Genomic DNA, 17,747 nt, shown 5'->3' with positions numbered 1-17,747 from the left:
AGGCATAATGGCCACGCTCAACGTTCGACTGGATGATAAACTCAAAAAAGAGGCTTATGCCGTGCTGGAGAAACTCGATATGACGCCAACGGAGGCGGTACGTCTGCTGTTTCAATACATTGCGGAAAATGGCCGCATGCCGGTGAAAAGTATGACCATCAGCGATGGCGAAGCGGCGTTGTTACGCACCGTTCGCGAGCGGCTGGAAAACCCACGGCCGGGGGTTAAGGTGAGTCTGGATGACCTATGAACTGGAGTTTGATCCACGAGCCTGGCGCGAATGGCAGAAGCTTGGCGAGACGGTCAAAAAACAGTTCAAAAATAAGCTCCAGCAGATTGTGCAGAATCCGCGAATGGAGTCGGCCAGGCTGAGCGATTTACCGGATTGCTACAAAATCAAGCTTAAGGCGTCAGGTTATCGGTTGGTGTATCAAGTACGAGATAGTGTGGTGGTGGTTTACGTTATTGCCATTGGCAAAAGAGAGAAAGCGGCCGTTTATCATCAGGCGAATAAACGGCTCTAAACGCTATCGCAAATGATGTACGACCTGGTTGCTGCTGCCGCGCCAGATAAGCGCCGGGTCTTTTAAATCCTGCACAAACTTACCGTCGACCAGCACGTTAATCAGGTTCACGACTTCCATCTGCTCGGCGTTCAGTTCGTCAATCTTATAGCCGGTCCAGACCCAGATATCTTTACCGGGGCATTCGGCGCGTACGCGCTGCACCAGATTGAGGATCTCCGCGACGTTTTGCGGATGCAGCGGATCGCCGCCGGAGAGTGAAAGCCCCTGGCGCTTGATACGCGTATCGTTGAGGTCGGCAATGATGCGGTCGGCCATCTCGGTGGTAAACGGCATACCGGAGTTCACCCGCCAGGTGCTTTTGTTGTAGCAGCCAGGGCACTCGTGGACGCAGCCGGAGACAAACAGGGTGCAGCGGGTGCCGGGGCCGTTGACGATATCTACCGGGTAGTACTGATGGTAATTCATTTTTCGCTTCTCAATTAACGCCATAGCCGCGTTGGCTGCGCTCGCTCACCCCAGTCACGTACTGAATGTACGCTCCCGGGGATTCCCTCGTTTGCCGCCTTGCTCTGACGCTAATTGCTTTGCGAAAACGGAGGAATGCGGCCATTTCCCGGGTCGCGGCGTTCCGCCTTACCCGGGCTACCGGACGGTGCAAAACAGTAGCCCGGATAAGGCGCTGCGCGCCGCTATCCGGGAAAAGCGCATTGGTCTTTAACCGATTTGCCCATTGCCCAGGTGCTTAACGCGGCGCTTCACCTCTTCCTGCTTGCCGGCGTTGAACGGGCGCGCGTCCGGGCTGCCGAGATAACCGCACACCCGGCGGGTCACCGATACGCGTGAGGCATCGTGGTTACCGCATTTCGGGCAGGTAAAGCCCTTGCTGGTGCACTCGAACTCGCCGGTAAAACCGCACTCGTAGCATTCATCGATCGGCGTATTGGTCCCGTAGTACGGCACGTGCTGATAGCTGTAATCCCACACGTCTTCCAGCGCTTTCAGATTGTGCTGGATGTTCGGATATTCGCCGTAGCAAATGAAGCCGCCGTTGGCCAGCGGTGGGTACGGCGCTTCGAAATCGATCTTGTCGTACGGATTGACCTTCTTCTCCACGTCGAGGTGGAAGCTGTTGGTGTAGTAACCTTTGTCAGTCACTCCCTCCACCACGCCAAACTCGGCGGTGTCGAGGCGGCAGAAACGGTCGCACAGGTTTTCGCTCGGTGTGCTGTACAGACTAAAGCCGTAGCCTGTCTCTTCCTTCCACAAATCGACGGCGTCGCGCAGGCGCTGAACGATGGCCACGCCCTTCTCACGCAGCGCCTCGCTGTCGTACATATGCTGGTTGCCGTACAGCGCATTGATGGTCTCATGGATGCCGATATAGCCCAGCGAAATCGACGCGCGGCCGTTTTTGAAGATCTCGGAGACGTCGTCGTCGGCTTTCAGCCGCACGCCGCAGGCACCTTCCATATACAGAATCGGCGCCACACGGGCTTTCACCCCTTCCAGGCGGGCGATGCGGGTCATCAGCGCCTTGCGCGCCAGCTGCAGACGCTCATCCAGCAGCGCCCAGAAGGCGGTTTCATCGCCTTTCGCTTCCAGCGCAATGCGCGGCAGGTTCAGGCTGATAACGCCGAGGTTATTACGCCCATCATGTACCTGCTCGCCGTTCTCGTTCTCCCATACCCCGAGGAAGCTGCGGCAGCCCATCGGCGTTTTAAACGATCCGGTCACTTTCACCACCTGATCGTAGTTGAGGATATCCGGGTACATGCGCTTGCTGGCGCACTCCAGCGCCAGCTGTTTAATGTCGTAGTTCGGGTCGCCGAACTTATGGTTCAGGCCGTCGCGGATCGCGAAGACCAGTTTCGGGAACACTGCGGTTTTGCGGTTTTTCCCGAGGCCAGCAATGCGGTTGCGCAGAATCGACTGCTGAATCAGCCGGGATTCCCAGCTGGTGCCGAGACCGAAACCAAAGGTGACAAACGGCGTCTGACCGTTGGCGGTATGCAGCGTATTAACCTCATACTCCAGCGACTGGAACGCGTCGTAGCACTCTTTTTCGGTTCGCGTACGGGCATAGCCTTCGGCATCCGGGATCTGCCACTCTTCGGCAATTTTACGATGCTTTTTGAAGCTCTCGGTGACGAACGGCGCCAGCACTTCATCGATACGGTTGATGGTGGTGCCGCCGTAAATATGGCTGGCGACCTGGGCGATAATCTGCGCCGTCACCGCGGTGGCAGTCGAGATAGACTTCGGCGGCTCGATCTCCGCGTTGCCCATTTTAAAACCCTGGGTCAGCATGCCTTTCAGGTCGATCAGCATGCAGTTGAACATCGGGAAGAAGGGCGAGTAATCGAGGTCATGATAGTGGATCATGCCGCGTTCATGGGCCATCACCACATCGTGGGGCAGCAGGTGCTGCCGGGCGTAGTGTTTGGCGACGATACCGGCCAGCAGGTCGCGCTGGGTCGGAATGACTTTACTGTCCTTGTTGGCATTTTCGTTGAGCAGCGCGGAGTTAGTCTGCTCGACGAGGCCGCGGATCTCCTGATTGAGACGGCCGCGCTTTTCGCGCTGGCTATCGCGGTCATGGCGATACTCAATGTAGGCGCGCGCCAGCTGCTTATAGGGACCGGACATCAGCTGGTTTTCCACCGCGGTCTGGATCTCGTTGATGTCGACCTGCGCGCGGCTCTGCATTTGTTGGCTAACGACTTCTGCGACGGTGGCGCAATAGTCTGCGTCATCGACTCCCGCTGCTTTAGCTGCACGCAGAATTGCTTCCTGAATGCGCTCTGACTTGAACGGCACTTTACAGCCATCACGTTTCATCACATGCGGTGTCATGATCACTCCATATATAGAACAGGTTATCCACAGAGGCGGAAGTTATCCCGAAGACGCTGCACGCTACGGTTCGTGCTGTTTGCCTTCAGATCCGGCCCATTTTATCCACATCTCATCACCGCCAGACATCGACAAGATATGGTGACATAATAGACGATTAATACAATATGTAGGGCCGGGACGCATTTTAAGTTCTATATGTAGTGATTTGCATCAAAGATGTTTGCGATTTTATTGACCCAGAACAAGGTAAAAAGGTGAGAGTACGGATGATGGGCGCTGGCGATAAATGTAAATTTAGGTGTTTAAAATATAAGCAAAAATTGGGCCCATTCAATAATGGAACGGGCAGAACATTCAGGCAATCAATGTATCGTTAAGCAGATCGACCAGCAGTAGCAGGGCATAGCGGGCCAGCTGGGGGTCAGCGGGCAACGGAAGGATGGCGCTGGCCATATCGCCAAGCGCATGCTGTTCCGGTGTCAGAGCAATAATGGTCACGCCCTGCGTACGCGCCTGCAGGGTGGCGCTTTGCAACACGGTGTTGGCCTCGGCGGTGGCCAGCACCAGCAGCAGATGATCGTCGTTGAGGGTACTGGCGGTCAGCCTCATCAGCGCCGCATCCTGGCAGAGATTAATCGCGATGCCGGACGGCAGCAGCTGATGCTGGAGCAGGGCCGCCAGCGCCACGTCCTGCGCGCCAAGGGCGAAGCAGTGTACCGCTCGGGCGCTCAGCAGGCGCGATTTACACTTTTCCACCGCCGCTTCCGCAGTATGGCCGAGCTGACGGGTTAGGCTAACGCCGAGGCTGCTAAGTTTGTCGCGCCAGGCGACGGGCAGGGCGGCGCTATCCGGCGTAAGCCAGCTGGCGCGCCGTTCGCTGGCCTGCGCCAGCTGTTTACGTAAATCGCGAATATCATCGCAGCCTACCGAGCGGGCGAAGCGGGTGATGGTCGCCGGACTAACGCCAGCGCTGGCGGCCAGCTCGTCAATGGAGGCGCTGGCGGTAAAGCTTAGATTTTGCAGAATAAAGGTGGCGACGCGCGACTCCTGGGCGCTGAAGCGGCGCATTCCTTCCTGCAGCTGACCTACGATATCCATCCTCATGTTCCCTTTGGCAGAATCCGGCTTTGAAAATATTTTTCACTTATCGATTATCTCTCTTTATAGCACTCATGCCCGTTATTTCCTATGGTCAGCGCGGTGACGGATAGCACCCTGGCGGTAAAAATGCGCAAAAATTGAGCCTCGATCACATCGGTGAAAATTATTTTCATATAGCCTTCACTATCACACAATATTAACAATATAGTCGTCCAGGCCCTGAGGGCTGAAGCGATAACACATAAAGGGGAAGCGCAATGCCACGAATCGTACTCTGTTGTGCCGCAGGCATGTCGACCAGCATGCTGGTGAATAAAATGAAAGCAGAAGCCCAGCAGCGCGCGCTGGCGCTGGAAATCTATGCGGTCGCGGTGGCGGAATTTGAACGCGAATTGCCAAACGCCGACGTCATCCTCCTCGGGCCGCAGGTCAAATACGAAGCCGGGCGCCTGACCGCGCTGGCGGCGCCGCAGGGCAAAGCGGTAGCGGTGATCGATATGGCCGACTACGGCATGATGCGCGGCGCCGCGGTGCTGGATAAAGCGCTGGCCCTTCTCGAACGCTAATTTTCTAATCCCGTTTTTTATCACCCTCACGTGCGGTCCTGGCGATCGCGCGCGGCGATCTGCATGCCGAAAAATGCGAACAGAGGTCACTATGCAAGCACTGAAAATCGCCGTGATCGGCGGCGGCAGCAGCTATACGCCGGAGCTTATTGAAGGGATTATCGTTCGTTATGAACAGCTTCCAGTCACCGAACTGGCGCTGGTGGATGTCGAATCCGGCCGGGAAAAGGTGGAGATCATTGCCGCGTTTACCCGGCGGATGTTGAAACATAAAGGGCTGGAGCAGGTGGCGGTCAGCGTCCACTTTACGCTCGACGAGGCGATCCGCGGCGCCAGCTTTGTGCTGACGCAGCTACGCGTCGGGCAACTGGCGGCGCGCGCCGCCGATGAGCGGCTGGGGCTCAAGTATCACCTGCTGGGCCAGGAGACCACCGGCGTCGGCGGGTTCGCCAAGGCGCTGCGGACGATCCCGGTGATCCTCGATGTTGCGCGCAAAGTGGAACAACTGGCGCCGGAAGCGTTCATTCTCAACTTTACCAATCCGGCGGGGATCGTCACCGAGGCGGTCAGCCGCTACAGCAAGGCGAAGATCATCGGCCTGTGCAACGTGCCGATCAACATGCAGCACATGATCGTCGGCATGCTGGGCGCGCAGGAGTCTGAAGTGAAACTGCGCTTTGCCGGGCTCAACCATATGGTCTGGGTGCATAAGGTGCTGCTGGGGCGCGAGGATGTCACCGGCAAAGTGATCGATATGCTCTGCGACGGTAAGGTGCTGTCGATGAACAACATTAAGGAACTGCCGTGGCCGGCGGAATTCCTCCGCGCGCTGAAGGCGATTCCGTGCCCTTATCATCGTTATTTCTGGCTGACGCCGGCGATGCTGGCGGAAGAGATTGCCGCAGCGAAAACCAAAGGCACCCGCGCCGAGCAGGTGATGAAAGTCGAGCAGGAGCTGTTTGCGCTGTACGCCGATCCTGGGCTGGAAGAAAAACCAGAGCAGCTGAGCTTTCGCGGCGGCGCCTACTACTCGGAGGTGGCCGTTGAACTGATCAACGCGATCCACAACAACCTGGGCACGGAGATGGTGGTAAACACCCGCAACAATGGCGCAATCCACGGCCTGGATGATGATGCGGTGGTGGAAACCAACAGCATTATCGATGCGCAAGGGGCGCGGCCGCTGGCGTTCGGCCCGCTGCCGCCGGCGATGAACGGCCTGACCCAGCAGGTGAAAGCTTTTGAACGGCTGACAATCGAAGCCGCGGTACACGGCTGCCGCGAGAGCGCGCTGCTGGCGCTGGTGACCAACCCGCTGGTGGGTAACGTCACCGATGCCCAGGCGCTGCTGGATGAAGTGTTAACGATCAACCGTCAATGGCTGACGCAATTTAACTGACTGCTATTTCCCCTCGGGAGCACACCATGTCGAATACAAGCTGGATTGAACGTTACGTCATGCCGGCAGCGCTGAAAATCGCCGGGCAAAAGCACGTCCTGTCGGTGCGCGACGGCATCATTCTGAATATGCCGTTTATGCTGATTGGTTCGTTTTTTTTGATTTTCGCCTACCTGCCGATCCCCGGCTATGCCGATATGATGAGCAGCCTGTTTGGTGAGGTCTGGCGCGATAAAATGCTGTACCCGGTGAAAGCGACCTACGACATCATGGCGCTGATTTCCAGCTTCGGCATCGCCTACCGGCTGGCGGAGAAGTATCGCACCCTCGACCCGCTGAGCGCCGGGGCGATGTCGCTGGTGGCCTTCATGATGACGATCCCGCAGAACACCCTGTTTACGCCGGTACACGGCGCGGCGGAGGTAATTAAAGGGGTCATTCCGGTGAGCATGGTCGGCAGCCAGGGGCTGTTCGTCGCCATTGTCATTTCGCTGCTGTCGACGGAGATTTACCGTTTTGTCGCCAGCCGTAATCTTGTGATTCGTATGCCGGACGGCGTGCCGCCAGCGGTGGCCAAATCATTCCTCGCCCTGATCCCCGGTTTTTGCGTGCTGGCGGTGGTGCTGGCGCTGCGTCTGGCGGTTGAGGCCTCGCCGTTCGGCGACATCAACAGCATGATCGCTACCTTAATTGGCATTCCGATGCACCACGTCGGCGGTACGCTGCCGGGGATGATTATTTCGGTCATTGTGATTGGTATTTTGTGGACCCTGGGCCTGCATGGCGACGCGATTGTACTGGTGTTTATCCAGCCGGTGTGGCTGTCGAATATGTCCGAGAACCTGACGGCCTTCCAGAATGGCCAGCCGATCCCGCACATCATTACCCAGCAGTTTTACGATCTGTGGATTGCCCCTGGCGGTACCGGCGCGCTGCTGGGGCTGGTGATTTTTATGCTGCTGCGTAGCCGTAGCCAGCAGATGAAGCAGCTGGGGAAAATTGCCGCGCCCGGAGCGTTGTTTAACATCAGCGAGCCGATGGTGTTCGGCATCCCGCTGGTGATGAACCCGTACTTTTTCCTGCCGTTTATTTTAACCCCGGTGCTGCTGGTGATCGTGTCCTATACCGCGATGGCGATCGGGCTGGTAGCGCCGCCGGCGGGGATTGCGCTGCCGTTCACTACGCCGATTTTCATCAGCGGCTATCTGGCGACCGGCGGCCATATTTCCGGTACGGTGCTGCAGGTGGTGAATTTAACCATTTCGCTGGTGGTCTATTATCCGTTCTTCCGCGCCTGGGACCGGCTGAAGGCAAAAGAAGAGCACGCCTCAGCCCAGCCGCAGGAGAGCGTTATCCTTCCTGACGCCGACCGCGCGTAATCTCGAGCCCCACGAACCGGTAGCCCCGGTGAGCGTCGCGCCACCGGGGAAAAACGTTACTCCTGCACCCACCATACCGCTTCGAACGGCCGCAGCGTCATTGCCGCCGGGCGGTTGGACGTTTCCGCATAGTTGCCAATCAGCGCCCGCCAGTCGCCGGACATCTCCGGCGGCTGCCACGGCTGGAACTCGCGGCTCAGGTTAGCGGCGACCACCAGCGTTTGCCCCTGCCACTGACGGCGATAGCACCACAGCGACGGATGCTCTGGCAGCAGATCCTGGTAATCACCCCAGGTCAGCACCGGCAGGGTTTTACGCAGCGCGATCAGTTGCTGATAGGTGTAAAACACCGAATCGGGGTCCGCCAGCGCCGCCTCGACGTTGATCTCCTGGTAGTTATCGCCAAGGCCGATCCACGGCTCACCGTCACTGAAGCCGCCGTTCTTGCCGGCGTGCCATGGCATCGGCGTGCGGCTGTTGTCGCGCGACTTGCTGGCGAGGATCGCCAGCAGCTCGTCCGGGCTTTGCCCCTGCGCCGCACGCTCGATAAACATATTGTGACTTTCGACGTCACGGTAATCGTTAATGCTGCTGAAGTGCGGATTGGTCATGCCGATCTCTTCGCCCTGGTAGATATAGGGCGTGCCCTGCATGCCGTGCAGTACCATCGCCAGCATCTTTGCCGCCGGCACCCGGTACTCGCCCTCATCGCCGAAGCGCGAGACGATGCGCGGCTGGTCGTGGTTACACCAGAACAGCGCATTCCACGCCCGGTTGTGCATCCCCTGCTGCCAGTGGCGGAACAGCGCCTTCAGCGCCACATAGTCCGGACGGGCGAGGGTCCACTTCTCGCCGCCGGGGTAATCGACCTTTAAATGGTGGAAGTTAAAGGTCATCGACAGCTCGCGGCTGTCCAGCGCGGCGTACTGCTGGCAGTGCTCCAGCGAGGTGGAGGACATCTCGCCGACGGTCATCAGGTTACGCGGGGTAAAGACATCGCGGCTCATCTCCTGCAGGAACTCATGCACCCGCGGGCCGTCGGTATAGAAGCGGCGACCATCCCCGTCCAGATCGCAGGGAAAGGTCTGGTCTTTTGAGATCAGGTTGACCACGTCGAGGCGCAGGCCATCGACGCCGCGGTCGGCCCAGAATTCGCAGACCTTTTTCAGCTCGGCGCGTACCGCCGGGTTCTCCCAGTTGAGATCCGCCTGTTCAATGGCGAACAGGTGCAGATAATACTGCCCGCTGTCGGCGTGCCACTGCCAGGCGTTGCCGCCAAACTTGGAGCGCCAGTTATTCGGCAGGGCATCCGGTTCGCCGTCGCGCCAGATGTAGAACTGGCGATAGGGGCTCTCTTTATTCAGCGACTGACGGAACCATGCGTGTTCGGTCGAGGTGTGGTTCAGCACCATATCCAGCACGATGCGGATGCCGCGGGCCTTCGCCTCCGCCACCAGCGCGTCAAAGTCGGCCATTGTGCCGTAGGAGGGATCGATGGCGGTGTAGTTCGCCACATCGTAGCCGTTATCCACCTGCGGTGAGACGTAGAACGGCGTCAGCCAGATGGCGTCGACCCCAAGCTTTTGCAGATAGTCGAGACGGGAGGTGACACCGCGCAGATCGCCGGTACCGCTGCCGGTGGTATCCTGAAAACTCTTCGGATAGATTTGATAAATAACGCCGTTTTGCCACCAGTGGGGGAGATGATTCATAGTGCTTTCCTGCTGCAACGAGGGGCGCCAAACGCGCCCCGAAAGAAGAAGTTAAACAATCTGCAAGGTGCCCTGACGGTACTTGCGCTGATACACCACGGTGGTGAGGATAATCGGCACTACCACCGCGATGGCCATCGCCATGGCGTACACCTGCCAGTAGGTTGGCTGGATGGAGAGGATCCCCGGCAGGCCGCCGACGCCGATGCCGTTCGCCAGCACACCGTTCAGGCCGCACAGCAGACCGGCGAGGCCGGAGCCAATCATCGCGCACAGCATCGGGAAGCGGTATTTCAGGTTGATGCCGTACATCGCCGGCTCGGTGACCCCGAGGTAAGCCGAGATTGCCGCCGGCACCGAGATTTCACGTTCATTCTGCTTGCGGCTGGCGATGATGATGCCGACCACCGCCGACGCCTGGGCAATGTTCGACAGCGCGATCAGCGGCCATACTGGCGTACCGCCCATGCTCTGGATCATCTGCATATCAATGGCGAGAGTGGTCTGGTGAACACCGGTAATCACCAGCGGCGCATAGAGGAAACCGAACAGTGCGGCGCCGATTGGCGCGAAGCTGCCGGTTAACAGATGGCGCACCGCGAAGGCCACGCCGTCGCCGATCAGGCGGCCAAACGGACCGATAATGGCGTGCGCGAGGAACACCGCGAGGATCAGCGAGCAGACCGGGACAATCACCAGGTAGAGGTAGTCAGGCACGATGCGTTTCAGGCGCGTCTCGATAAAGCCTAAGGTCAGGCCTGCCAGCAGCGCCGGGATCACCTGCGCCTGGTAGCCGACTTTGGCAATGGTAAACAGGCCGAAGTTCCACACCTCCGGCACCTGCTGGCCGAGGAGATAGGCGTTCATCAGCTGCGGGGAGACGAGGGTGACGCCAAGGACGATCCCGAGGATCGGCGTGCCGCCCATCTTCTTCACCGCTGACCAGCAGATCCCCACCGGCAGATAGAAGAAGATCGCTTCGCCAATCAGCCACAGGAAGTCATAGATGGTTTTCAGCGACGGGTGCATCTGAGCCAGCGTCTGGCCGTTGCTCATGGGTAGGTCGCCGATGACGTTACGGAAACCGAGGATCAAACCGCCGCTGATTAGCGCCGGCAGCAGCGGGAAGAAGATCTCGGCGAAGTGCGAGATCAGCTGTTCATGCCACTTCATATTTTGCCGCGCGGCCTGCTTGACCTGCTCTTTATCGGCGGAGGTCTGGCCGGTGGTCGCCAGCAGGGCCTTGTAGTAATCGCCGACGTCGGTGCCGATGACCACCTGGAACTGGCCGGCGTTAGTGAAGCATCCCTTCACCATGCGCAGCTGCTCAATCTCTTTTGGTCTGGCGATGGCCGGGTCGTTCAGCACAAAGCGCAAACGGGTAATACAGTGGCTGACGGTGGCGATGTTGCCGCGCCCGCCCACCAGTTCGATCAGTTTATCGATGTCCTGCTGGTTTACTTTGCTCATGATGAAGCCTCAAAAACAGAGGGGAGAGATGCCGTTTTTACCTTGGGGGCATCCTAACCGTTCCGCTTGATTTGCAAAATGGGAACGTTCCCGAAACCCGGCGACGATCACATAAATCGCCCAAATGAGATTAATTGAGGGCGGCGGGAATCACGATCTGGCGGGGATCGACGCTGCCGGCGATCTGCTCGATCAGCTGCCGGGCGGCCCGGCGTCCGGACTCGGCATAGCCCGGATCGACGGTCAAGATTTCCGGGTGGAGAAACTTCATCAGCGGCGTGCTGCCGACGCTGGCGAGCTGCAGCGCATCGTGGCCCTGCTGCTGGAGATACTTGCTGGCGCCGAGGGCGAGGGTATCCGTCGCGCAGACCAGGGCGCTGGTCTCTGCCGTCAGCACGCTGGCGACGGTATCATACCCCTGCTTCATGCCCAGTCCCGGCAGGGCGGCGGTGGGGGTCAGGCGATGCTTTTTACAGAAGGCGAGGTAGGCGAGATGGCGGCGTTCACCGGTGGTGACGTCGCTGTGCGGTACGCCAAGAAAACTAATATGGCGATGCCCGCGATCGTAGAGCCGCTGCATCAGCAGCGTGATGGCCCCCTCGTCGTCATAGCACACCGAGGCGAAGCCGGGGGCATCGCGGGCCATCAGCACCAGGGTGTCGCGCCAGGGGGCGAGCATCGCTTCGTCGATGCCGGTAAAACCGAACAGCACCACGCCGTCAATATTGCGCCGGGCGAGCATACCGAGATGCTCTTCCACCAGCGCCGGGGAGAACTGGCTCTCCATCATAATCGGATCGTAACCCTGTTCATAAAAGGCGGGCAGCATGGTCTGCACGGCAAGATTTTCCGACAGTGAATCCAGACGGGTGACGATAATCGCCACCACTTTATCGCTCTGGCCGCGCATGGCGCGGGCCGAACGGGATGGGGAAAAACCGTGCTGCTGCATTACCGCTTCGACACGCTCGCGGGTCCGTTCACTGACCCCGCTCTCGTTGTTGAGGACGCGGGATACCGTCGATTTCCCTACGCCGCTTAAGCGCGCGATATCTTTGATGGTCAGCCGGTTCTGCATGCGGAATTCTCGTCAGGATTCGTAGAAGTGAGCCTAATGCTACTCAACCAAACCGCAATGAGCAAAGTCTGGTTTACGTTCGGTTTAGTTGCGCGGGTTTATCATCGCCATTATTGCCACACAATCCTCAGCGAAGGCGCTATAATTCGCGCCGTTTATATTCACTTACCGGAGATATTTATGGACCCCGATCCCACTCCTCATCCTCGATGGAGCAACCTTTCTTTCCGGTAAGCCTGTTTAACACTGCTTTACCGGAAAGCGTAAAGCAGTGACGTCCTTGATGTCCCTGCCATAAAAATAACATGCCTGACAGGTAGGCTTTTTCACGCCTGTTGGCCACGCTGCGTTCGCTTCGGCGAGCGCGGAGGGACTGTTTATGCTGAAAAATTATACCCGGCAGCTGTTCGCGCAGCTTAGCCGCCATCTGCCACGCCGTTTAGTCCAGCGCGATCCGCTGCCGGACGCCCGCCATCTGGCGAGTGGCCCCATTCCTGAATCGCTGGGCCAGCAGTGCCTGGACGTGGCGGCGATGGACGAACAGGAGATCTGGCGCGCCTTCGATAGCCACCCTGAAGGGCTCAATGAAGGCGAAGTGGCGGCGAAAATCCTCAAACATGGTGACAACCAGATCCCGGCGCAGAAGCCCTCCCCGTGGTGGGTACATCTGTGGACCTGCTACCGTAACCCGTTCAACCTGCTGCTGACGGTGCTTGGCATCGTCTCCTATTCGACTGAAGATCTGTTCGCCGCCGGGGTGATTGCCCTGATGGTGGGGATCTCGACGTTGCTCAACTTTATCCAGGAGGCGCGTTCGACCAAAGCGGCGGATGCGCTGAAGGCGATGGTCAGCAACACCGCCACCGTGCTGCGGGTGGTGAACGAGCAGGGGGAGAGCCGCTGGCTGGAACTGCCTATCGACCAGCTGGTGCCGGGCGACATCATCCGGCTGTCGGCGGGAGACATGATCCCGGCCGACCTGCGCATCCTGCAGGCGCGGGATCTGTTCGTCGCCCAGGCCTCGCTGACCGGCGAATCGCTGCCGGTGGAGAAAGTGGCCCGCAGCCGCGATCCGCTGCAGCAGAACCCGCTGGAGTGCGACACCCTGTGCTTTATGGGCACCAACGTGGTGAGCGGATCGGCGCAGGCGATCGTCTTCGCCACCGGCGGCCGTACCTGGTTTGGTCAGCTGGCCGGTCGCGTCAGCGAGCAGGAGAGCGAGCCGAATGCTTTCCAGAAAGGCATCAGCCGCGTCAGTATGCTGCTGATCCGCTTTATGCTGGTGATGGCCCCGGTGGTGCTGCTGATTAATGGCTACACCAAAGGCGACTGGTGGGAGGCGGCGCTGTTTGCGCTGTCGGTCGCGGTTGGCCTGACGCCGGAGATGCTGCCGATGATTGTCACTTCGACGCTGGCGCGTGGCGCAGTGAAGCTGTCGAAGCAGAAAGTTATCGTTAAGCACCTCGACGCCATTCAGAACTTTGGCGCGATGGATATTCTCTGCACCGATAAAACCGGCACTCTGACCCAGGATAAGATTGTGCTGGAGAACCACACCGACGTCTCCGGCAAGGTCAGCGAGCGGGTGCTGCATGCTGCCTGCCTGAACAGCCACTACCAGACCGGGCTGAAAAATTTGCTCGATACCGCGGTGCTGGACGGCGTTGAGCTGGAAGCCGCCCGCGGCCTGGCGGAGCGCTGGCAGAAGGTGGATGAGATCCCCTTCGATTTCGAACGCCGCCGCATGTCGGTGGTGGTGAAGGAGGAGGACGCCGCGCATCAGCTGATCTGCAAAGGGGCGCTGCAGGAGATCCTCAACGTCTCGACCCAGGTGCGCTACAACGGCGATATTGTGCCGCTGGATGACACCATGCTGCGCCGCATCCGCCGGGTCACCGATACCCTCAACCGTCAGGGACTGCGGGTGGTAGCGGTCGCCACTAAATATCTGCCGGCGCGGGAAGGCGACTATCAGCGTGCGGATGAATCCGACCTGATCCTCGAAGGCTACATCGCCTTCCTCGATCCGCCGAAAGAGACCACCGCCCCGGCGCTGAAGGCGCTGAAGGCCAGCGGTATTACGGTGAAAATTCTCACCGGCGACAGCGAGCTGGTGGCGGCGAAGGTGTGCCATGAAGTAGGGCTGGATGCGGGCGAGGTGGTGATTGGCAGTCAGATTGAAGCCATGAGCGACGACGAGCTGGCGGCGCTGGCGAAACGCACCACGCTGTTCGCGCGTCTGGCGCCGCTGCATAAAGAGCGCATCGTGACGCTGCTCAAGCGCGAAGGCCACGTGGTGGGCTTTATGGGGGACGGCATCAACGACGCCCCGGCGTTACGCGCGGCGGACATCGGTATCTCGGTTGACGGCGCGGTGGATATTGCCCGCGAGGCGGCGGATATCATTCTGCTGGAAAAGAGCCTGATGGTGCTGGAAGAGGGGGTTATCGAGGGCCGTCGCACCTTCGCCAACATGCTCAAGTACATCAAAATGACCGCCAGCTCCAACTTCGGCAACGTCTTCAGCGTGCTGGTGGCCAGCGCCTTCCTGCCGTTCCTGCCGATGCTGCCGCTGCACCTGTTGATTCAGAACCTGCTGTACGATGTCTCCCAGGTGGCGATCCCGTTTGATAACGTCGATGATGAGCAGATCCGTAAACCGCAGCGCTGGAACCCGGCCGATCTCGGGCGCTTTATGGTCTTCTTTGGACCGATCAGCTCGATTTTCGATATCCTCACCTTCGGCCTGATGTGGTGGGTGTTCCACGCCAATACCGTGGAGATGCAGACCCTGTTCCAGTCCGGCTGGTTTATTGAAGGGCTGCTCTCGCAGACGCTGATTGTGCATATGATCCGTACCCGCCGCATTCCGTTCGTTCAGAGCCGCGCCGCCTGGCCGCTGTTCGCCATGACCCTGGTGGTGATGGCGGTGGGTATTGCGCTGCCGTTCTCGCCGCTGGCGGGCTATCTGCAGCTGCAGGCCCTGCCGCTGAGCTACTTCCCGTGGCTGGTGGCGATCCTGGCGGGCTATATGGTGCTGACCCAGACCGTGAAGGGCTTCTACAGCCGCCGCTACGGCTGGCAGTAAATGATGTCGCCCCTCTTCCGTTCGGAAGGGGGGCTTACCGGTATTTCTCTTAAATCTCATCAAGTTGTGACGCCCGTCATCGTTCCGTATTGACGCCATTTTGCGCACATGTTAACCCAATGTTTTGCTTTTTTTGGCCCGTCATAAAAAGGAACATTGATGATTAACACCGTGCGTTGCACTCTGCTGACCAGCGGAATACTTCTGAGCAGCATGGCGCTTGCCGCTCCGGCAGGCGATCTGCCGTTGATGCCGTGGCCCGCCCATGTGGAGCGCCCGCAGGCGCAGGGGGCGCTGGCGCTGAACAATCAGCTGACGCTCAACGTCAGCGGCGACGATCTTGGCGAGGCGGCAAACCGCTGGCGCGACCGCCTGGCGCGGCAAACCGGCTGGACGCTGCAGCCGCAGACAGCGCCAGCAAAAAGCCCAACCATTAACGTGATCGTCAGTAAAAAAGTGCCTTTCCTGCCGCAGCCGGATAGCGATGAAAGCTATCAGCTTACCGTTAACGCAGACGGCGCAACCCTGAAAGCCAATACGCGTTTTGGCGCGCTGCGCGGCATGGAAACGCTGCTGCAGCTGGTACAAAACGGCCCTGACGGCACCACCATTCCTTATGTCGCCATTAACGATGCGCCGCGCTTCCCGTGGCGCGGGCTGCTGCTGGATTCCGCCCGCCACTTTATGCCGCTGTCGGCGATCAAACGGCAGATTGACGGTATGGCGGCGGCGAAGCTTAACGTACTGCACTGGCATCTGACCGACGATCAGGGCTGGCGCTTTGCCTCCAGCCGCTATCCGAAGCTGCAGCAGGCCAGCGACGGCCTGTTTTATACCCAGGCGCAGATGAAAGACATTGTGCGCTACGCCGCCGAACGTGGCATTCGCGTGGTGCCGGAAATCGATATGCCGGGCCACGCCTCGGCGATCGCCGTGGCTTATCCGGAACTGATGAGCGCGCCAGGGCCCTATACGATGGAGCGTCACTGGGGCGTGCTGAAACCGGTACTCGACCCAACGAAAGAGGCCACCTACGCGTTTGCCGAGGCGATGGTCAGCGAACTGGCGGCTATCTTCCCCGATCCGTATCTGCATATCGGCGGTGATGAAGTCGATGACAGCCAGTGGCGGGCCAATCCGGCCATTCAGAAATTCCTCAAAGAGAAGGGGCTGGCGGACAGCCACGCGCTGCAGGCGTACTTTAACCGGCGGCTGGAGACTCTGCTCGAAAAGCATCACCGGCAGATGGTTGGCTGGGATGAGATCTACCACCCAGATTTGCCGAAGAGCATTCTGATCCAGTCCTGGCAGGGTCAGGATGCCTTAGGCGACGTCGCCAAACACGGCTATCGCGGTATTCTCTCCACCGGTTTTTACCTCGACCAGCCGCAATACACCGCCTATCACTATCGCAATGAAATTATCCCGCAGGGACTCGACGGCGTGGATACGATCACCGATAGCGACAGCGCCCAGAGCTGGCAGTTTTCGATGCCGCGGCTGAAGGGCAGTGCGGTGGAGGGCAGCTTCACGCTGGTGAAAGGCGATAGCGGCTGGCGTGGATTCATTGATTTCAAAGGGAAATCTCGCCGTGCTGTGCAGGAAATTGAATGGCTTGACGATAATCAGGTCACGTTCCGCGTCGATACCTGGATGGGCGAAACCCGCCCGGTGCTGACCATCAACAACGACACGCTCAGTGGCTACTTCCTGCTGGGCAATACTCGCTATCCGGTTGACGGCAAGCGGCTGGACGCTGTGCCGCAGGGTATTCAGCCGACGCTACCCGACGCGCAGCAGCAGAAGAATCTGCTCGGCGGCGAAGCGGCGCTGTGGGCGGAAAACGTCGCCGCGCCGGTGATCGACATCAAGCTGTGGCCGCGGGCTTTTGCGGTGGCGGAGCGGTTATGGTCGGCTGAAGATGTCAAAGACAGCGACAATATGTATCAGCGCCTGCAGGCGATGGACAGCTGGTCAACGGTCTCCGTCGGCCTGCAGCAACATGCCCAGCAGCTGGAGCAGTTTACCCGGCTGGCGAACAGCAGCCATACGCTGGCGTTGCAGATCCTCGCCGAGGCGCTGGAGCCGGCGCATTACTATACCCGCCAGCATCTCAAGTTCCAGGCGAACAATTATCATCAGTTTGAACCGCTTAACCGGCTTGCCGATGCGCTGCCGGCGGAGAGCGACACCGTGCGCAGCCTGAATCAGTGGGCGGAGCGGTTGATCAGCGATGCCGAAGACGCCGAGAGCGCCGACGGGCTACGCCACGTCTTTACCCGCTGGCAGAACAACAGCGGCGATGCGCTGGCGCTGACCGACAATAACTATCAGCTGGCGGCAATCAAGCCGGTGGTGCAGCAGGTTGATAAGCTGGCAAGCCTCGGACTGCGCTTGACCGACCTGGTGGCGCGCCAGGGGACGCTGGACGATAAAGAGTACGCCTCAATCCTGGCGCAACTGGATACGGCGGCGAAAACCCAGGATGAACTGGTGATTGCGGCGGTCTATCCGCTGGAAAAACTGCTGCGGGCAACGAAGATAAAATAGGGCATCTCCCTCACCCCGCGG

General features: G+C 59.3%; 14 protein-coding genes and 1 pseudogene. 8 read left to right on the top strand and 7 right to left on the bottom strand.

Annotation, left to right across the window (positions count from 1 at the left end; genetic code table 11):
* The first annotated feature begins 7 nt into the window (after positions 1 to 7).
* Together B8P98_RS24895 and B8P98_RS24890 are read left to right on the top strand one after the other, a co-directional pair.
* Positions 8 to 250, top strand: coding sequence for a type II toxin-antitoxin system RelB/DinJ family antitoxin (locus tag B8P98_RS24895; protein WP_002886901.1), 243 nt, complete (start codon positions 8 to 10; stop codon positions 248 to 250).
* The gene (locus B8P98_RS24890; RefSeq protein WP_047464552.1) at positions 240 to 524 is read left to right on the top strand and encodes a type II toxin-antitoxin system RelE family toxin; all 285 of its coding nucleotides are present in this window, start codon (positions 240 to 242) and stop codon (positions 522 to 524) included. The genes B8P98_RS24895 and B8P98_RS24890 overlap by 11 nt, the downstream gene beginning before the upstream one ends.
* Before the next feature lie 3 nt (positions 525 to 527).
* Here B8P98_RS24890 and nrdG read toward each other — a convergent pair whose 3' ends face one another.
* From nrdG to B8P98_RS31265, 4 genes and pseudogenes are all read right to left on the bottom strand, one after another.
* Positions 528 to 992 carry an anaerobic ribonucleoside-triphosphate reductase-activating protein gene (gene nrdG, locus B8P98_RS24885; protein WP_095033525.1) on the bottom strand — a complete coding sequence of 155 codons (465 nt, stop codon included), beginning with the start codon at positions 990 to 992 and terminating at the stop codon, positions 528 to 530.
* 249 nt (positions 993 to 1,241) lie between these two features.
* Positions 1,242 to 3,380: an anaerobic ribonucleoside-triphosphate reductase gene (nrdD, locus tag B8P98_RS24880; RefSeq protein WP_095033524.1), complete on the bottom strand. Its 2,139-nt coding sequence runs from the start codon at positions 3,378 to 3,380 to the stop codon at positions 1,242 to 1,244.
* Positions 3,381 to 3,737: 357 nt separating this feature from the next.
* A complete protein-coding gene (locus B8P98_RS24875; protein ID WP_095033523.1) occupies positions 3,738 to 4,481 on the bottom strand; it encodes a MurR/RpiR family transcriptional regulator in 744 nt (247 codons plus the stop codon).
* A 56-nt stretch (positions 4,482 to 4,537) separates the two neighbouring features.
* Positions 4,538 to 4,657 (bottom strand): annotated as a pseudogene (locus B8P98_RS31265) (hypothetical protein); the annotation flags it as partial.
* Positions 4,658 to 4,786: 129 nt separating this feature from the next.
* Here B8P98_RS31265 and B8P98_RS24870 point away from each other — a divergent pair.
* The 3 genes from B8P98_RS24870 (at position 4,787) to celB (ending at position 7,828) form a co-directional block, all read left to right on the top strand.
* Positions 4,787 to 5,050 carry a PTS sugar transporter subunit IIB gene (locus tag B8P98_RS24870; protein ID WP_015368564.1) on the top strand — a complete coding sequence of 88 codons (264 nt, stop codon included), beginning with the start codon at positions 4,787 to 4,789 and terminating at the stop codon, positions 5,048 to 5,050.
* Between the two features lie 91 nt (positions 5,051 to 5,141).
* A complete protein-coding gene (locus tag B8P98_RS24865) occupies positions 5,142 to 6,449 on the top strand; it encodes a 6-phospho-beta-glucosidase (protein WP_095033522.1) in 1,308 nt (435 codons plus the stop codon).
* Positions 6,450 to 6,475: 26 nt separating this feature from the next.
* Positions 6,476 to 7,828 carry a PTS cellobiose transporter subunit IIC gene (celB, locus tag B8P98_RS24860; RefSeq protein WP_095033521.1) on the top strand — a complete coding sequence of 451 codons (1,353 nt, stop codon included), beginning with the start codon at positions 6,476 to 6,478 and terminating at the stop codon, positions 7,826 to 7,828.
* A gap of 56 nt (positions 7,829 to 7,884) precedes the next feature.
* Here celB and treC read toward each other — a convergent pair whose 3' ends face one another.
* The 3 genes from treC to treR form a co-directional block, all read right to left on the bottom strand.
* Positions 7,885 to 9,540, bottom strand: coding sequence for an alpha,alpha-phosphotrehalase (gene treC / locus B8P98_RS24855; RefSeq protein ID WP_095033520.1), 1,656 nt, complete (start codon positions 9,538 to 9,540; stop codon positions 7,885 to 7,887).
* Between the two features lie 51 nt (positions 9,541 to 9,591).
* A complete protein-coding gene (treB, locus tag B8P98_RS24850; RefSeq protein ID WP_025712295.1) occupies positions 9,592 to 11,010 on the bottom strand; it encodes a PTS trehalose transporter subunit IIBC in 1,419 nt (472 codons plus the stop codon).
* Positions 11,011 to 11,140: 130 nt separating this feature from the next.
* Positions 11,141 to 12,088, bottom strand: coding sequence for a trehalose operon repressor TreR (treR, locus tag B8P98_RS24845; protein ID WP_080897680.1), 948 nt, complete (start codon positions 12,086 to 12,088; stop codon positions 11,141 to 11,143).
* A gap of 36 nt (positions 12,089 to 12,124) precedes the next feature.
* On the opposite strand from treR, the gene mgtL reads away from it, so the two are divergent.
* The 3 genes from mgtL to B8P98_RS24830 all read left to right on the top strand — a co-directional run bounded on the left by mgtL (position 12,125) and on the right by B8P98_RS24830 (position 17,726).
* Positions 12,125 to 12,322 carry a mgtA regulatory leader peptide MgtL gene (gene mgtL, locus B8P98_RS32075; protein WP_071993259.1) on the top strand — a complete coding sequence of 66 codons (198 nt, stop codon included), beginning with the start codon at positions 12,125 to 12,127 and terminating at the stop codon, positions 12,320 to 12,322.
* A 145-nt stretch (positions 12,323 to 12,467) separates the two neighbouring features.
* The gene (gene mgtA / locus B8P98_RS24835; protein WP_095033519.1) at positions 12,468 to 15,176 is read left to right on the top strand and encodes a magnesium-translocating P-type ATPase; all 2,709 of its coding nucleotides are present in this window, start codon (positions 12,468 to 12,470) and stop codon (positions 15,174 to 15,176) included.
* Positions 15,177 to 15,335: 159 nt separating this feature from the next.
* Positions 15,336 to 17,726 carry a beta-N-acetylhexosaminidase gene (locus B8P98_RS24830; RefSeq protein ID WP_095033518.1) on the top strand — a complete coding sequence of 797 codons (2,391 nt, stop codon included), beginning with the start codon at positions 15,336 to 15,338 and terminating at the stop codon, positions 17,724 to 17,726.
* Positions 17,727 to 17,747 lie beyond the last annotated feature (21 nt).

This window comes from Klebsiella quasivariicola, from assembly GCF_002269255.1.
GTDB lineage: Bacteria > Pseudomonadota > Gammaproteobacteria > Enterobacterales > Enterobacteriaceae > Klebsiella > Klebsiella quasivariicola.
Note: the sequence above shows the minus strand (reverse complement) of the source record. Positions and strands in the feature narration are given on the sequence as shown.

Bases quoted from the DNA above. Each gene is read 5' to 3' on its own strand.
- B8P98_RS24895 (WP_002886901.1), top strand. From the start codon at position 8: ATGGCCACGCTCAACGTTCGACTGGATGATAAACTCAAAAAAGAGGCT.
- B8P98_RS24890 (WP_047464552.1), top strand. From the start codon at position 240: ATGACCTATGAACTGGAGTTTGATCCACGAGCCTGGCGCGAATGGCAG.
- nrdG (WP_095033525.1), bottom strand. From the start codon at position 992: ATGAATTACCATCAGTACTACCCGGTAGATATCGTCAACGGCCCCGGC.
- nrdD (WP_095033524.1), bottom strand. From the start codon at position 3,380: ATGACACCGCATGTGATGAAACGTGATGGCTGTAAAGTGCCGTTCAAG.
- B8P98_RS24875 (WP_095033523.1), bottom strand. From the start codon at position 4,481: ATGGATATCGTAGGTCAGCTGCAGGAAGGAATGCGCCGCTTCAGCGCC.
- B8P98_RS24870 (WP_015368564.1), top strand. From the start codon at position 4,787: ATGCTGGTGAATAAAATGAAAGCAGAAGCCCAGCAGCGCGCGCTGGCG.
- B8P98_RS24865 (WP_095033522.1), top strand. From the start codon at position 5,142: ATGCAAGCACTGAAAATCGCCGTGATCGGCGGCGGCAGCAGCTATACG.
- celB (WP_095033521.1), top strand. From the start codon at position 6,476: ATGTCGAATACAAGCTGGATTGAACGTTACGTCATGCCGGCAGCGCTG.
- treC (WP_095033520.1), bottom strand. From the start codon at position 9,540: ATGAATCATCTCCCCCACTGGTGGCAAAACGGCGTTATTTATCAAATC.
- treB (WP_025712295.1), bottom strand. From the start codon at position 11,010: ATGAGCAAAGTAAACCAGCAGGACATCGATAAACTGATCGAACTGGTG.
- treR (WP_080897680.1), bottom strand. From the start codon at position 12,088: ATGCAGAACCGGCTGACCATCAAAGATATCGCGCGCTTAAGCGGCGTA.
- mgtL (WP_071993259.1), top strand. From the start codon at position 12,125: ATGCTACTCAACCAAACCGCAATGAGCAAAGTCTGGTTTACGTTCGGT.
- mgtA (WP_095033519.1), top strand. From the start codon at position 12,468: ATGCTGAAAAATTATACCCGGCAGCTGTTCGCGCAGCTTAGCCGCCAT.
- B8P98_RS24830 (WP_095033518.1), top strand. From the start codon at position 15,336: ATGATTAACACCGTGCGTTGCACTCTGCTGACCAGCGGAATACTTCTG.